At 47.8% G+C, this 15,567-nt stretch carries 17 protein-coding genes and 1 other RNA gene; 15 read left to right on the top strand and 3 right to left on the bottom strand.

The genetic code is table 11. The features are described from left to right. The first annotated feature begins 6 nt into the window (after positions 1-6). The 3 genes from HMPREF1493_RS01300 to HMPREF1493_RS01310 are packed head-to-tail and all read left to right on the top strand — an operon-like array spanning position 7 to position 2,659. On the top strand, positions 7-1,344 hold the full coding sequence (locus HMPREF1493_RS01300; protein WP_035427189.1) for a GAF domain-containing sensor histidine kinase: 1,338 nt from the start codon (positions 7-9) through the stop codon (positions 1,342-1,344). A 52-nt stretch (positions 1,345-1,396) separates the two neighbouring features. Further along, positions 1,397-2,110, top strand: coding sequence for a LytR/AlgR family response regulator transcription factor (locus HMPREF1493_RS01305; protein ID WP_035427190.1), 714 nt, complete (start codon positions 1,397-1,399; stop codon positions 2,108-2,110). Positions 2,111-2,161: 51 nt separating this feature from the next. Beyond that, positions 2,162-2,659: a metallophosphoesterase family protein gene (locus tag HMPREF1493_RS01310; RefSeq protein ID WP_035427191.1), complete on the top strand. Its 498-nt coding sequence runs from the start codon at positions 2,162-2,164 to the stop codon at positions 2,657-2,659. On the opposite strand, the gene HMPREF1493_RS01315 is transcribed toward HMPREF1493_RS01310, so the two are convergent. Together HMPREF1493_RS01315 and trxA are read right to left on the bottom strand one after the other, a co-directional pair. Next, complete coding sequence (locus HMPREF1493_RS01315; RefSeq protein WP_035427193.1) at positions 2,619-3,335, bottom strand: phosphatase PAP2 family protein; 717 nt, start codon at positions 3,333-3,335, stop codon at positions 2,619-2,621. The genes HMPREF1493_RS01310 and HMPREF1493_RS01315 overlap by 41 nt on opposite strands. 93 nt (positions 3,336-3,428) lie before the next feature. Continuing rightward, positions 3,429-3,746 carry a thioredoxin gene (gene trxA / locus HMPREF1493_RS01320; protein WP_035427195.1) on the bottom strand — a complete coding sequence of 106 codons (318 nt, stop codon included), beginning with the start codon at positions 3,744-3,746 and terminating at the stop codon, positions 3,429-3,431. 188 nt (positions 3,747-3,934) lie between these two features. Between trxA and HMPREF1493_RS01325 the strand changes: the two genes are divergently transcribed. From HMPREF1493_RS01325 to HMPREF1493_RS01360, 9 genes are all read left to right on the top strand, one after another. After that, positions 3,935-4,426, top strand: a complete 492-nt coding sequence (locus HMPREF1493_RS01325) for a hypothetical protein (protein WP_232215482.1) — start codon at positions 3,935-3,937, stop codon at positions 4,424-4,426. A 96-nt stretch (positions 4,427-4,522) separates the two neighbouring features. Then, positions 4,523-6,229 (top strand): glucose-6-phosphate isomerase, encoded by a 1,707-nt coding sequence (pgi, locus tag HMPREF1493_RS01330; RefSeq protein ID WP_035427198.1) that lies wholly within the window; start codon positions 4,523-4,525, stop codon positions 6,227-6,229. Positions 6,230-6,689: 460 nt separating this feature from the next. Continuing rightward, positions 6,690-7,121, top strand: a complete 432-nt coding sequence (locus HMPREF1493_RS01335; protein ID WP_035427200.1) for a PTS sugar transporter subunit IIA — start codon at positions 6,690-6,692, stop codon at positions 7,119-7,121. Between the two features lie 54 nt (positions 7,122-7,175). Then, positions 7,176-7,670, top strand: a complete 495-nt coding sequence (locus tag HMPREF1493_RS01340) for a PTS sugar transporter subunit IIB (protein WP_035427201.1) — start codon at positions 7,176-7,178, stop codon at positions 7,668-7,670. 19 nt (positions 7,671-7,689) lie between these two features. After that, positions 7,690-8,556, top strand: a complete 867-nt coding sequence (locus HMPREF1493_RS01345; protein ID WP_035427203.1) for a PTS mannose/fructose/sorbose/N-acetylgalactosamine transporter subunit IIC — start codon at positions 7,690-7,692, stop codon at positions 8,554-8,556. Between the two features lie 2 nt (positions 8,557-8,558). Next, positions 8,559-9,377 carry a PTS system mannose/fructose/sorbose family transporter subunit IID gene (locus tag HMPREF1493_RS01350; protein WP_035427204.1) on the top strand — a complete coding sequence of 273 codons (819 nt, stop codon included), beginning with the start codon at positions 8,559-8,561 and terminating at the stop codon, positions 9,375-9,377. A gap of 92 nt (positions 9,378-9,469) precedes the next feature. Beyond that, entirely contained in the window at positions 9,470-9,808 is a 339-nt protein-coding gene (locus HMPREF1493_RS01355) for a hypothetical protein (RefSeq protein ID WP_035427206.1), read from the top strand. Positions 9,809-9,864: 56 nt separating this feature from the next. Further along, positions 9,865-9,960, top strand: an RNA gene (ffs, locus tag HMPREF1493_RS06940) — signal recognition particle sRNA small type. Positions 9,961-10,019: 59 nt separating this feature from the next. Beyond that, the gene (locus tag HMPREF1493_RS01360; RefSeq protein WP_035427208.1) at positions 10,020-10,706 is read left to right on the top strand and encodes a VTT domain-containing protein; all 687 of its coding nucleotides are present in this window, start codon (positions 10,020-10,022) and stop codon (positions 10,704-10,706) included. A gap of 76 nt (positions 10,707-10,782) precedes the next feature. On the opposite strand, the gene HMPREF1493_RS01365 is transcribed toward HMPREF1493_RS01360, so the two are convergent. Beyond that, positions 10,783-12,501 carry a hypothetical protein gene (locus HMPREF1493_RS01365; protein ID WP_051485207.1) on the bottom strand — a complete coding sequence of 573 codons (1,719 nt, stop codon included), beginning with the start codon at positions 12,499-12,501 and terminating at the stop codon, positions 10,783-10,785. A gap of 214 nt (positions 12,502-12,715) precedes the next feature. Between HMPREF1493_RS01365 and prfA the strand changes: the two genes are divergently transcribed. The 3 genes from prfA (at position 12,716) to HMPREF1493_RS01380 (ending at position 15,480) form a co-directional block, all read left to right on the top strand. Continuing rightward, positions 12,716-13,783 (top strand): peptide chain release factor 1, encoded by a 1,068-nt coding sequence (prfA, locus tag HMPREF1493_RS01370; RefSeq protein WP_035427209.1) that lies wholly within the window; start codon positions 12,716-12,718, stop codon positions 13,781-13,783. Between the two features lie 12 nt (positions 13,784-13,795). Then, positions 13,796-14,689, top strand: coding sequence for a peptide chain release factor N(5)-glutamine methyltransferase (prmC, locus tag HMPREF1493_RS01375; protein ID WP_035427210.1), 894 nt, complete (start codon positions 13,796-13,798; stop codon positions 14,687-14,689). A 143-nt stretch (positions 14,690-14,832) separates the two neighbouring features. Next, positions 14,833-15,480 carry an L-threonylcarbamoyladenylate synthase gene (locus HMPREF1493_RS01380; protein WP_035427211.1) on the top strand — a complete coding sequence of 216 codons (648 nt, stop codon included), beginning with the start codon at positions 14,833-14,835 and terminating at the stop codon, positions 15,478-15,480. Positions 15,481-15,567 lie beyond the last annotated feature (87 nt).

Here is a 15,567-nt window from a genome sequence, read left to right on the forward strand (position 1 = left end):
ACAGCCATGCAAAGACTTGCTCAGTACATACATAGATCAACCAGGATAGTCCTGATTATTCTTGCCTGTGTATTGCTGGGCTTGCTTTCCTGGAGCGTCATGGCAGACAACCTGTTTGCCGCTCTTGTTGCGGGCGGAGGACTTGCCACGGTCATTGTTCTTGGTGGCACTACCCAGCCTGGTAATGAGCACGCCAGGTCTCAAGCAACAGAGCGAACACTTGAGGTTGCCTCTAAGACGCTCAAGACCTTACGCGGTGGATTGTCACAAGAAACAGCGCCAACCATCTGCACGTTATTGCTTTCAGAAACCTCTGCTGCTGCTATCTCTATTACTGATACAGAGTATGTATTGGGTTTTGAAGGAGACATTGCAACCACCCATATGCCTGGTTCAAAGGTAGTTGGCCCTGCAACTGAGGTTCTGGAAAGCGGCCGCATGGAGACGTTTGTCTCGGTAGATAGCCGTCAGCAGGTGCTGCAAAGACGAGGTGGCTTTGGTAATGGCGGCAGCTCTTTTGGCATTATTGTTCCGCTTATTGTTCAAGATCGCACGGTTGGCACAATTAAACTCTATTATCGTCGTGGCATTGAAATTGATCGTACGCAGTTGGCAATTGCTGAAGGACTGGGCGAACTTCTCTCCACACAGCTTTCCTCGTATGAGCTTGATCGCCAGGCAGAGCTAACCGCTCGGGCCGAGGTTAAGGCCTTGCAGGCACAGATTAATCCGCATTTCTTGTTCAACACGCTCAATACCATTGCATCTCTTACGCGTACAAACCCCAATAAGGCGCGAGACCTGCTTCGCGAGTTCTCTGTGTTTTATCGCCGTACGCTTGAGAGCTCTCAAGGTGCGCTCATTCCGCTTTCTCAGGAATTGACACAAACGCGCAGGTATTTGACAATTGAGAAGGCGCGTTTTGGAGAAGAACGTATTCAAGAGTCTGAGCATGTCGATGAGGGATGCGAAGATATTCAGGTACCGTCTTTTTTGATTCAGCCTATTGTCGAGAATGCCGTGAGACACGCTATGAAAGATGAAGGCGCCCTCCATATTGACATCCACGTCACACGCGATGATGATGATATTCTTATATCTGTTGCTGATGATGGTCTTGGAATGGATGAAGAGACTGTTTCTCGCTTACTTAATGGTCAAGGTCCTACCCCGCAGGATTCTTCGGGGAGAAATAGGGGCACAGGTATTGCCATTAAGAACGTAGCTGAGCGAGTTGAGCGCTTCTACGCCGTTGGCTCTGGCATGGAAATCATGTCTAAACCAGGGCAGGGTACGTGCGTGACACTCAAGCTTGCAGGTGCGGCACTGCAGGCAACAGCATAAAATAGTATCGGTTTTTGCTTAACGCTGCGTTAGGCCGTTGGGAGTGAATGACATGCGCGTCATGATTGTTGATGACGAGGCTCCAGCCCGTTCTGAACTCAAGTTCTTGCTTGAGGAGACCGGACGTCTCGAGGAAATCATTGAAGCCACAAGTGCAAGGGATGCTGTCGAGAAACTCATGGAGTCTCGCGTTGAGGTCTTGTTCCTCGACATCTCCATGCCTAAGACAAATGGAATGCAGCTTGCAGAGGCTCTTCACAAGCTGAAGAATCCTCCCCAGATTGTGTTTGTCACCGCATATAGCGAGTACGCGCTGGATGCATTTGGCGTTAACGCGGTAGATTACCTGATGAAGCCCGTTGAGACCGAGCGCCTTGAGCAGGCTCTTGATAAGGTTGAGGAGCGCCTTCGTCCTCAGTCTCCTATGGCAACCATTGAGCGTATTCCTGTCATTAAGAGCGGAAGCAAGGTTCTTGTTCCTATTGATCAGATTCGCTTTATTGAGGCAAAAGACGATTACTCTTGCATCTACACAGAAGACGATCGCTTCTTGTCTACTATTTCTCTGCAAAAACTTGAAGAGCGCCTTGCTCCACACGGATTCTTCCGCATTCATCGTAGCTTTATCGTGAATCTTGAGTATGTTGACGATGTTGAGGTTATCTCTGCTGGTATCCTACAGTTGACTATTCAGGGATTTGAGGAGCGTCACATTTCGGTTTCACGCCGTCGTGTGGTTGCACTCAAGCGGGCACTGGGACTGTAGAAACTCAAAGGGTTTCTCGCCAGCAGCAAAAAGCGCACGTAGGAGTTTGGTATGGCACTAGTAAGGTTTGACGTAATTTCAGATACGCATGGGTATTTGTCATCTGAGTTGCTTGAAGCTCTGCAAGGCGCCAACTACATTGTGCATGCAGGAGACATTACCTCCAACGCCGATTATCAGACACTGCAGAAGATTGCTCCCGTTAAGCTTTGCCTGGGCAATAATGACTTCTGCTACAACTATGGTCCCATGGTAAAGAAAAAGATTATTTTCTTTGCAGCTGGTCTCAAGTGGCAGGTATGTCATTATCGCGAGAGGCTTGACCTAGTCAAATGCAATATTGCTATCTGCGGTCACACGCACAAGCCTTTTGTACAGCGTGACGAGTGGACCAATACGCTTGTAATGAATCCAGGAAGCCCTACCTACCCGCGTGGTCGCGAGGGCGCAACTATGGGACGCATTATTGTTGATGAAGAAACAGCCCAGGTAGTCAGCGCAGAGATTATTAGTCTGTCTTCGCTTGAGGTACTTTCTTCTTGTAAATAAGCGATGGAATCATCAGCTTGGTAAAAAGCACGAGCCATACAAGGGCAAGTGAGAAACCACCAATGACGTCGGTAGCGTAGTGGACACCCAGATAAATTCTACTGACGCCAATCATAATGATGACACCTGAGAACAGGCCACACCAAATCCAACGCTGTAGCTTGTCTTTCTCGTAATGCCAGACAAGCCAAATGAGTAGGCCATAAAAAGCCATCGAGAACATCGAGTGGCCCGACGGGAAGCTGTAGCCAGTTTCAACAACCAGTCTAAAGCCATCCGGGCGTGGACGTTGGACAATCGCCTTAAAGATAAGGTCTACAACAACAACGCCACCCAGATTAATAAAGGCAAGCCTGCCGACACTTGGCCCTGGTGCAAAAGCAGCAACCACAATAAGCATGACAATAACGGTGACGGGGCTTGCAAGTCCAGAGAACCCTTCCATAACCTCTGTAAGAAGGGGAGTTCTCAGGTGAACAACAAAGAGCCTGTAGGCAAAGTGATCAATGCCAATGACGTCGCCTTCAGAAACGTCAATCAACAGAAAAATAAAAATTGCTGATGAGACAAGCAGAATAATGGTAGAAAGGCTAGAACGCAGACGCTGTAGAAAAAGGCGCTTGCGAACTCCTGTTAAAAGTCCTGTCTTTTGAGCATCAAGGCTTTTATCGGCCATTAGTTCTCCTTGTAACAAAAAGGCGGCACGCCGATAGACGTACCGCCGCTTAGTTCAATGATAAGCCAGCGCAAGCGCGTGACACACAAGAACTTACAGGTTAGCGTTAAGCTCAGAAACGAGGTCAGCCTTAGGAAGGTTGCCAACCATGGTGTGAACAGGCTCACCATTCTTGAAAAGGATGAGGGTAGGGATAGAAACGATGCGGAAACGAGTTGCAAGATCAGCCTCGTCGTCAACATTTACCTTGTAGACGTCAAGCTTGTCTGCCATCTCATTGCCAACTTCCTCAACGACTGGGCCAAGAGCGCGGCAAGGACCACACCAGGATGCCCAGAAATCAACGAGGACAGGCTTGTCTGCGTTAGCAAGGACAGAATTGAACTCTGCAGTAGTGAGCTGCTGTGCCATAACGAACCTCCAGTTACATACGGCTATAAAGCCATTAACTTTTTATTGCTAGCAAACTTATCCCCAAATTAGGGAAGTGTATACACATAACTTTGTAGACTTGCTCAAATTGTGAATTACGTGCATAGTTGGCATATAAGAAAGAGGTGCGTATGCCAAGCGAAAGATCTATGCGAAAAGAAGCCTACATGGCAAAAACAACGCATGAGTTTGGAGATTTTGCTGCTCAGGGGGTGTGTATGGCAGGCAATGCTTTTGCATCGGTTTTATTGGTAAAAGGCCAGGAAGACTTTGAAGAGGCTGAACTTTCTGCACTTAAAGCTTCTTTAGAGCATTTAGGCTATGCGCCTGAGGCATGGGCCACCTTGCTTACCACCACAAAAACAGGAGATCCTATAAATCCCCAGCTTGTCAGGCAGGCGATAAGTGCTTTTAGCCCAGACACAGTGCTCATGGTAAATGACGCAGCAGTTACATCAGTGCGTGAGGCATACGCAGATGAGCTTGGTCAGCTTACAACTGACGCCGAGAAGACCTTCTCGCCCCGTGTTCTTGTTCGTGTGTGTGGAATGCGCATGGTAAATCTTGATAACTTTGCCGGAGCGCTCGAGGACCCTCGTCAGAAGCAGTTACGCTGGGCGGCTATTAAACAAGTCCCACCTTTGGGAGAACCTTATTAGTAACGATTTGTCGTATTTTTTACGAAAAACGACATTGTGGCGTTTCATGAGCGTTGCGAAGATTATCCTTGAGATAGTCAAAAGAAGGAGACTGGTATGGCATCACCTACAGCACCACATATTTTGCCTACTGACGCAACACAGACTAAGGCTTGGCGCGCCCTTGCAGAGCATTACGCCAGCTTAAAAGATACAAAAGCTACGCTGAAGAACTGGTTTGCAGAAGACCCTCAGCGTGTCCAGAATCTTACGTTTGAGCTAGATCAGTTCCATATTGATCTTTCTAAAAACCTTGCCACGCAAGAGACACTTAATCTTCTGTGTGACCTTGCTAAAGAGGTTAAGCTTGAAGAGCGTAGAGACGCTATGTATGCCGGCATGCACATCAATACTACTGAAGACCGAGCAGTTCTTCATACAGCACTTCGTCGTCCCGCATCTGAGGCTGGCACGCTTATTGTTGATGGTCAAGACGTTGTCGCTGACGTTCATCAGACGCTGAACAAGATGTATGCCTTCTGCGATCGAGTTCGCTCGGGAGAGTGGAAGGGCGTTTCTGGCAAGCCTATCAAGACGGTTGTAAGCATTGGTATTGGCGGCTCTGACCTTGGTCCTGTTATGGTCTACGAGGCCCTAAAGCCTTTTGCAGACGCTGGTATTACTGCTCGCTTTGTCTCCAACATTGACCCTGTTGACCTTGGCGAGAAAACCGAGGATCTTGATCCAGAAACAACACTCTTCGTTATTGTTTCCAAGACCTTTACTACGCTTGAGACTCTTACCAATGCCCGTTGTGCTCGCACATGGCTTTTGGAAAAGCTTGCTGAGCAGGGCGTTATTGATGGCTCTGATTCTCAGAATGCAGAGGCTATTCGCAAGCATTTTGTTGCTGTCTCCACTGCACTTGATCTGGTAGAAGACTTTGGCATTGACCCAGAGAATGCCTTTGGTTTCTGGAACTGGGTTGGCGGCCGTTATTCGGTTGATTCTGCAGTTGGTCTTGTGCTGGCTATCGTTTTTGGTCCACAGCGCTTTGCAGAATTCCTCAGTGGCTTTAATACAGTTGATGAATACTTCAAGAACACTCCATTGAGGCAAAATGTTGTTGCTCTCATGGGTCTCTTAAACGTTTGGTACGTTAATTTCTTTGGTGCAGCATCTCACGCCGTTCTTCCATATAGTCAGTACCTGCATAGATTCCCTGCATATCTCCAGCAGCTCACCATGGAATCCAACGGTAAGTCTACTCGTTGGGATGGTACGGCGGTTACTTCAAAGACAGGCGAAATCTTCTGGGGAGAGGCTGGAACTAATGGTCAACATGCGTTCTACCAGCTTATCCATCAGGGAACCCAGATTATTCCTGCTGACTTTATTGCGTTTGTAAATACTGCCTTTGCCACCAAAGATGCAGACCTAGACGTCCATGAACTCTTCCTCTCCAATTTCTTTGCGCAGACTAAAGCGCTTGCTTTTGGTAAGACTGCTGATGAGGTCCGTGCTGAGGGAACACCAGAGTGGATGGTTTCTGCACGCGTCTTTGAAGGAAATAGGCCAACTACTTCTATCTTTGGAAAAGAGCTTAATCCTCGTGCTATCGGTACGCTTATTGCACTCTACGAGCACATTACCTTTGTTGAAGGTGTTGTGTGGGGCATTGATTCCTTTGATCAGTGGGGCGTAGAGCTTGGTAAACAGCTTGCAAAGCAGATTTTCCCTGCAATTCATAACGACGAAGAACTAGCAAAACAAGACGCCTCCACTCAGTCTCTTGTTGATTTCTATCGCAGAAACAGAACATAACACGTTACATAACATAAAATTATTTTTTATTTCATGTTAAGAAGGTCATCTTGTATGGCCTTCTTTCTTACTTTTAGAAATGTATTTCGAGGAGTGCTGAGCGGACATTTCTTTATCTAATATATGCAATATTGCTACTTTTATGTTCATATATGCAAAAAATTTCTGCATATTTATTTATGCTGTTAGAACGCCTGTTCATCTAAAAGAAACTGAATCAATTGAATTATTTAAATAAAATTTAAAAAAATAATACATCAAGAATATTAAAAATTTGCGAATGCCAATAGCGCATGTATACCTTTGTGTTATAACGGCTAGGCAAGTGACACTTGGCTTGGAATGTAAGTTTTGATGCATAGCAATTTACATAACAGGCTGGAAATTTTGTATTGGCGTAGTACGGCTGTTAATACAGGCGAAGTACAGCCACAGTGGTGATGTCTGGAATGGAGCAGTAATGAAGTACCTTTTGCTCGTAAGTCATGGAACGTTTGCACCAGGTCTGCATAGCGTAATGGACATGCTGATGGGACCCAGAGAAAACATCTTGAGCTACAGCATGGAAGATGGCGTGGGAGCAGCTGAATATAGAGAGAATTTGTCAAAAATTCTTGAGCCACTTACTGCTGACGACGAGGTTGTTGTTCTTGGTGACATTATCGGTGGTTCTCCACTTACTAATGCACTTGATCTTCTCGCCAAAAAAGGCCTGCTTTCCCATACCGTGGCTTTTAGTGGTGCCAATCTTCCCATGGTAATTGGTGCTTTGATGGCTATCGATGATGGCCTAAGTGGTGAGGCTCTTGTGTCATCAATCCTGAACGAAGGAAAAAATGGCGTTAATCAGATCGTCTTAGCTCTTGAAGACGATGACGAGGAAGACCTTTAGTAATTACTGCAAGTACGCGTAGCTGCTTGCGTAAGAAATATGTTAGGAGAAAACATGATTTCATTTGTTCGTGTTGATGACCGCATGATTCATGGTCAGACAGTCACTCGTTGGGCCCTTGAGGTTCCTTGTGACGGAATCATTGCAGTTAATGATGCGGCTGCATCAAATCCTGTCCTTAAGTCTGCTTACAAGTCAGCAGCACCTGACAAGAAAGTATTTGTTTGGACATTTGATCACTTCAAAGAGAGCGCTCAGAAGGTTCTAGACAGCGATTCTCGTTATTTTCTTATTACTAAAAACCCAGTTGACATGAAGAAAATTCTTGTTGACTTTGGTTTTAAGCCAGGAATTAACACGGTCATTATCGGTCCTGGTAATGACCGTCCTGGTGCGGTAAAGCTGGGCAACAACCAGTCCTTTACTCAAGAAGAGGGACAGGCATTTGAGGATATAACCAAAGCTGGTTATACCGTTCAATTTGCTCTTCTTAAAGAAAAGGCAATTGGTGAGTGGCCTAAATTCCGCGAGAAGTTTGACGTAAAGTAGTATTCGGAAGGCGATTTTTATGGCAATTAATGCGTTTCAAGCTGCCCTTTTGGGTTTGTTTGCATGCCTTGCGTCACTACCTGGCATGGCTGGTACTACCGTAGGTAACTATACCCTCGGTCGTCCACTTGTTGCAGGTCTTGTCGTTGGTGTCATTCTTGGCGACGTCCAGACTGGCATTATTGTTGGTGCAGCAATCCAGTTGGTCTACATTGCACTCGTAACACCTGGCGGAACTGTTTCCGCTGACGTTCGTGCAGTTTCCTACATTGGTATTCCTCTAGCAATTCTTGCAATCAAGGCTTATGGTCTTGATCCAAGCTCTGTTGAGGCTGCATCTCAGGCAGCTGCTATTGGCGCAGCTGTTGGTACTCTTGGTACCGTCTTGTTCTACGGCACCGCTACCATGAACCTTGTATGGCAGGGTATTGGCTGGCGTGCAATGGAGAGCAAAGAGTGGGGTCGTATTAAGAAGACCATTCCAATGGTTGACTTTGTATTCCCTTGGGTTTCTCACATTCTTTTCTCGTTCATTCCAACATTCTTCATTTGCATGGCTGGCGAGAGCATGGTTGGCATCATGAAGGAATACCTTCCTATGAACGGTATCCCAATGATGACCCTCTTCACCGTTGGTACCCTTCTTCCTACCGTTGGTGTTGCAATTTTGTGCAAGCAGGTTATTACTAAGCCTCTTGATTGGGTAACTTTTGCCTTTGGCTTTATCCTTGCTGGCGCACTTGGCCTGAACCTCATTGTCTCTGCAGTCGTAGCAGTCTTCTTTGCTGTTCTTAACTATCAGCTTCAGCAGGCAAAGAATGTTCGTTTGGCTGCTGCAACATCAGGCAATGTAAGCGCAGACGATGAAGAAGAGGAGGATATTTAATCATGGCTGAAAAGAAAACCATTTCTCAGAAAGCACGTAATAAGTCTTTCTTGAGCTGGATTTACGGCAATCTTACCTGCTTCTCTCAGGAGCACATGCAGACATTTGGTTACCTTGCATCCATGCTTCCAATCGTTGACGAGCTTTACGATACTGATGACCAAAAGGTTGAGGCACTTTCTACCTATACAACCTTCTTTAACACCGAGCCACAGATTGGTTCTATGGTTGTTGGCTTGACCGCTTCTCTTGAAGAGGCTCGTGCAAACGGTGAGGCAATCGACGACGAGACCATCAATGGCCTTCGCGCTGGTCTTATGGGCCCTCTTGCTGGTCTTGGTGACTCCATTATCGTTGGTACTTTTATTCCAATTCTTCTTGGAATTGCACTTGGCCTTTCTAAGGGCGGTTCCGTTCTTGGCCCACTGTTCTATGTTGTGGTCTGGAACCTCATTATGTACTTCGGCATGAAGTTTGCTTACGACCAGGGCTATAGCCTGGGTTCTTCTGCTGTTGAGGCACTTGTTGGTCCTGAGTCCGAGGCTCTCCGTAGCTCCATTGTTATGATTGGTACTATGGTCATTGGCTCTGTTGCTGCTACATGGATTAACGTCACAACTTCTCTGAATATTGCTGGTGTTGACATTCAGACAACGCTTAATGGCATCTTCCCTAAGGTATTGAACCTTCTGTTTGTATACCTTTGCTGGTGGTTGATGACTAAGAAGAAGCTCAGCCCAACAGTTGTTATGCTTATTCTTGTTGTTGTAGCACTTGTTGGCGTTGTTATTGGCGTCTTCAACCCAGGTCTGTCTTACTAATTTTTTGCGCAAAATCCTGTCTGGCGCAGAAAAGACAAACGTAATAAAGTGGCATCGTCATACGGCGATGCCACTTTTGATTGAGAGTTTTTATGAGCAAGAAAAACTATGTAGGAGCAGCTTCTCATTCACACGAGGATAACCCTTTGGTTGTCGAGGCTCGTATGCAAACAAAAGCTCTTGGAACGCTAAGCGTTTATAGAAGAGCAGCTTATTCTGGTATCGCAATTGGAGCATGGCTTATATATCTCAGTGTGTACGGGAGTCTTTCTACAAGTTCCATGGCAACGGCTGTGCTCGTGGGCGGCATAGTTCTTCTCGTCATATCTGTTCCTATAGCTGGGATTTTGCATGTAGGTATCTCAAGAGGAAAAAAGAACGTCGAGAAGATCATCAAAGCAATTGAAAAAAATTCGTCAAAAAATGCATAGAAGCGATACGATCTGTGCAAAGATTTCTCTAATAAGGTAGAGTATCTACAGCGCATTGAGCGGGTGCGGATGACGTGACACCTCGAACCTGGTCAGGGTCGGGAGACAGCAGCCATAAGGGGTCACTCGCGGGCATCCGTTCCCACTCAATGCGCTTTTCTTAGGCGTTGACTTTGCTTGCCGCGACATTTGTCACGACGATTGGACATCGATGGGTTTTGTAAACTACATCATTGAATTGCTTAGAGATCCTCGCGCATTTATTGCTTCAATGATTGCCACTGGCCCTTTTGCTGCGTACGGTTTTGTTTTTCTGATTGTTTTTATTGAGACTGGTGTAGTCTTTTTCCCATTTTTACCAGGTGATTCTCTGCTTTTTGCAGCGGGATTTTTTGCCCACAACGGTGGTTTTAATATTGTTTTACTACTTGTTATTACGTGGGCTGCTGCAATTCTTGGCGATCAGATGAACTTCATGATTGGCCATTTCTTTGGTCAAAAAATTATTGCTTCCGGAAAGATCAAGGCACTTACCCCAGAGCATCTTGAGAAGACCCAGAAATTCCTGGACAAGCACGGTCATCTGGCAATTTTCTTAGGCCGCTTCTTCCCCTTTATCCGCACGTTTGTGCCTTTTATTGCGGGTATGGGCGGTATGCACTGGCGTAACTTTGGTATTTTTAACATTCTGGGCGGTCTTACCTGGTCCACGATGTTTGTACTTCTCGGCTATTTCTTTGGCGGCATTCCTGTAGTTCAAGAGCACTTTGAGCTGCTGATTGTGGGTATTGTTGCCGTTTCAATTATCCCTACAATTGTAGGAATTGTTCGTGGCCGTATGCATAAGGGCAAGAAGAACAACGAAGAAGCCACAGATACAAACGAAGACGAGGCTTAGTAACAAGCTTTCGCACTTCTCGTAATTTGATGATAGAAATCCCGTCAGGAACGACTTGGCCTGACGGGATTATTTTTTACTCTTTGGAGAGCTGATACGTATCAGTAAAGGTGACTGTCTGACCGTTTTCCGTGTGGGTGGAAATAAGCTGAGCCACAACGCTTTTGTTGGCACTATCAAAAGTGACCTTCAACTGTGGCTTCTGAGGTGTGGCGAGAGCCGCATTAGAAGCAGAATGAGCATCCAGGTTTGCATTGGTTACATCGACCGTTCCAGAAACCTGGATTTGTTCTCCGATAGTTCCTGAAGTTGTAAGAGAGACAGAAGCGTTTTTGAACTCAGTATCACCGGGATACCAACGATACGAGGTGTTGAGTGCTCCATGATTGTGCACAACACCCCCTGCGGTTCCCGTAAGCACGAGCTGATCACGAGAAAAACCTGCAGCTGATACGGTCAACGTTAAAGGATTGGTTCGACCGGCATAGCAAGGGCTTCCGCTGCTTGCTTCGCAGCTGACAAAGGTACCCTTCCACGTTCCTACGAGCCCGCTGTAGTCGTACTTAAGTCCTGCTGAGGGGTTGGCTGTGTCCAATGCCCAGGTGCCCGTAGAAGCATCAAAGGTAAATGAGGCGGTAATTTCGCAGGTGAGCGAACCAAAGAAGGTTGGTGAAACACCCGACATTCTTACCCAGCAGGTTTGCTGTTCACGGTCAAAGCCCGCATCAAGAACAGTGAAGGTTGCGCCAGAGAACTGCGAGCCATAAGAAATAGCTTCGTTAGGATTTTTCTCATCAAGTTTTGCGAGCACATCGCCAATAGCGTCAAGGACTTTTGTAGTGGAAACACCTGAAGTTGCCTGGTAGGTAACAGATTGTGATTCTTCGTCACCAATGGCGTTCCAGCCCTGGGTATTTGCGTATCCAAGTTTGGTCATCTTTGTAGCAGCAATTGCATTGCCTGTATAGGTAAGGCGTACTACAGAGTTGGCGTAGCCCGTCGCACCAAACTGCGCAGCATCACTTGAGATTGCCGTGGTACTTCTTGTGCGAGAAACAACTTCAATGCCCGTAAGGAGTAAGGACTCATCAGCATCATATTTACCAGGAGTCCAGGCTGGTGCCTCAACGCGTGTGCGCGCATCAGCAATAACAGTATCAGTTGAAGGAACGTTGCTCACGCGAATAAAGAACACGATAACTGCAGATAAAAGAGCAAGACTTAAAAGCGCAAGAATGCCAGAAAGCAGGCTGTAGCGGCGTACAAACCTAAACAGCGCACGACGCCTGCTGCGAAGATAGCTTGAGAACGTATCAGCAACATCTTTTATAGACGTTGCGTCATCGTCAGAGGTTGCATCACCTGCGCTAGCAGCATTTTTGACAGAAGCTTCAGCAGCTTCAGCCTCTGCGTGTTCGTGAGTGCTCTCTTCAAGCTCTTTGAGACGAGCTTCTACAGCAGAAAGGTCCTGCGTCAGAGCTGCATCGTTTACGATTTTCTCCAGGTCAGTTGTGCTATCTGCGTCGTTTTCAGGAGAGCTCTCATCCGAAGCCAGAGCAGCCTCGTCTTCGTCTAGACCAGGAAAGATGGGGCTGACAATTTCCATGATGTAGTCTTCATCAGCAGCGGCCATATCGGCAGCAATAGGGTCGGTGACCTCTTCAAGCTCGTCGGTCTTCTCGCCAGCAGTGTCAACTGCCTCAGCAGCCTGGGCATCAAGGGTCTTCTGATCAGAAGAGGTGTCCTTTGCAGCAGGCGTGTTATCTGGTTGTGAAGTTTTGTTCTTAGAAGTCATAGCGCCTCATTACCGTATGAACCTGCTGTAATTTTCTCACAATTATGTAACTTGTGTACCCTCATCCTGTGCAGATAGGGAGGTATCGGTTTAAAAACCGCCTAGTGGTGGTACACTTCTTTAGTTGAATTCTCACCTCGCAAGCAGCTTTGCAACAGTTTGGCCGCATGTCAATGAGCCAAGCGCGCACGAGGCACTTATCTTAGGAGCAAGAATGCGTGACAAGCTAGAAAAAATCGTCAAGGCCTATGCTGAACTTGAGCAAAAGCTTGCAGACCCAGCTGTTGTCTCTGATCCAAAAGAGTATGCTCGTGTGGCAAAAGAGCACTCTAATCAGGCAGATCTTGTTGCTCACGCTAACAAGTACATCACTGCCCTTGATGACATCGAGGCTGCAAAAGAGCTTCTCAACGCTACTTCTGATCCAGAAGAAAAAGAGATGCTGCAGGAAGATATTGCTGCTAATGAAGAGATGCTCCCTCAGCTTGAGGATGAGATCAAGGTCATGCTGATTCCAGGCGATCCAAATGACGAGAAGGACACTATCGTCGAGATTCGCGCTGGTGTTGGCGGCGATGAGGCGGCAATCTTTGCAGGCGACCTCTTCAAAATGTATGAGCGCTTTGCTGAGGCTCGTGGTTGGAAGACAGAGATTCTGTCCAGCTCTCCTTCTGAGGCAGGCGGCTTCAAGACCATTGAGTTCAAGGTCACAGGCGATAAGGTCTATTCAGTTATGAAGTATGAATCCGGTGTTCACCGTGTTCAGCGCGTTCCTAAGACTGAGTCTCAGGGCCGCATTCAGACCTCTACCGCAACCGTTGCAGTTCTCCCAGAGGCTGACGAGATTGATATTCAGATCAACCAGGAAGACCTGCGCATTGATACGTACTGCGCATCCGGCCCTGGTGGTCAGTGCGTTAACACCACCTATTCCGCAGTTCGTATTACTCACCTGCCAACAAATACCGTTGTTCAGTCTCAGGACCAGCGCTCTCAGATTCAGAACCGCGAGGTTTGTATGCAGATGCTTCGTGCCCGTCTTTATGAGATGGAGCTTGAACGTCAGCAAGCTGAGCAGGGCGCAGAGCGTCTTTCCCAGATTGGTCATGGCGCACGTTCCGAGAAGATCCGTACATATAACCAGCCACAGGACCGCGTAACCGACCACCGCGTTGGCTTCAACGGTACCTACAATGGCGTTCTTCTGGGCGATACCCTGTCATCCGTTATTGAGGCTCTCGCTGCAGCAGAGCGTGCCGAGAAACTCGCTCAGGCTGTGTAAGGCGCAAACTTCATGACAGATGAAGTTTGGACAATCCAAAAAATTTTGACGTGGACTACTCAGCACCTGGAAAAGAAGGGTGATGAGCATCCACGTCTTTCTGCAGAATGGCTTTTGTCCGCAGTGACAGGCCTTTCTCGCGTTCAGCTCTACACCAACTTTGACAAGCCGCTTTCTGCGGATGAGCGCACTCGCATGCGCGAGGCAATTAAGCGCCGTGCAGAAGGGGAGCCGCTCCAGTACGTGACGGGCGAGATGCCCTTTAGGCACCTGGTTCTTACCTGCGAGCAAGGCGTGCTTATCCCACGACCAGAGACTGAGGTGCTGGTAGACGTTGCGCTAGCGGGCGTTGATGCGGCAACTCCAAACGCTGACGGGGAAGTGCGCGTGCTTGAGGTTGGCGTAGGAACGGGCTGCATATCGCTCTCTATTGCTACTGAGCGTCCACAGACGCGCGTCTACGCTACAGATCTTTCTCCTCAGGCGATTGCGCTGGCAACTCGTAACAGAGATGCCCTGGACCTCCAGGAGCGCGTTGAGCTTATTGAGTGCGACCTGGTAGAAGGCGTATCCACAGAGCTTGCACGGTCCTTCTCGGTGTTGGTGTCTAATCCGCCTTACATTCCCACACGTGTGCTTGAGCAGGAGGTACCTACTGAGGTCAAGGGTTTTGAGCCTGAGCTGGCGCTTGACGGGGGAGAGGACGGTCTGGACGTCTATAGGCGATTGCTCGAGGCTGCTCCGCATATGCTTCTACCTGGTGGTATGTTCTGCGTTGAGCTCTACGAGGGACACCTGGACAAGGCGGCGCACCTTGCCGAGGAGCAGGGTGTGTGGGAGTCCGTTGAGGTCAAAGAGGATCTGACGCACAGGCCGCGCATTCTTGTGGCACGTTTAGCAAAGTAGCACTTCAGCCGCCTGGCGAGAAAATCTGTGTAACGCATAACACCGCGCAGCACACAACACCGCGCAGTACACAACACTGCGCAGCACACAACACTGCGCAGCACACAACACTGCGCAGCACACAACAATGAGTCGAGGGTTTTATGGGTGAATACATCAAAGTTGATCAGATGAATCCGGATACATCTGTAGTTTCTTTAGCAGTTGAGGTGGCGCGTCGTGGCGGCGTGCTTATCATGCCTACCGATTCTGTCTATGGAATTGGCGCAGCTGCAACTCTTCAAAATCCTGGTCATAAGCGTATTTTTGAGATTAAACAGCGTCCTTCAACGCAGACACTTCCATGGCTTGTGGGCAGTAAATCCGACCTGCAGAAGTACGCTCACATTACGCACAGCTGGGCAAATAAGCTGGTAGAAGCATATTGGCCAGGAGCTCTTACGCTGGTGGTTACCGCATCAGAGAACGTTCCTGATGAATACGTCTTGCCAGATAACAGAACCATTGCGCTCCGTATGCCTAATTCACCTCTAGTATGTCAGATTGCACAGCAGCTTGGATGCCCTTTGGCTACTACCAGTGCCAACACGCACGGGGCTCCTTCTGCAGTTGATGGATGTGGTCTTGAAGCAGGCCTTATTGAGCAGGCAGACTTGACGCTTGATGGAGGTCCGGCGCCCCTTGCTATTGCGTCGACTATTGTCGACTGCACGGGTGATGAACCGCACATTTTACGCGAAGGCGCCATCACAACCGAGGATATTCTCGCCACTGCGGGATTTTCAAAATAGATAAAAATCCTATCCCTTTTATGTGTTTTGGCTGCAGCCTTTGCCTGCATGCGGTACTCTCTATAGGAGTGAATTTTCTGAGGAGGA

The sequence above is a fragment of the Atopobium sp. ICM42b genome (genome assembly GCA_000564995.1).
GTDB lineage: Bacteria > Actinomycetota > Coriobacteriia > Coriobacteriales > Atopobiaceae > Lancefieldella.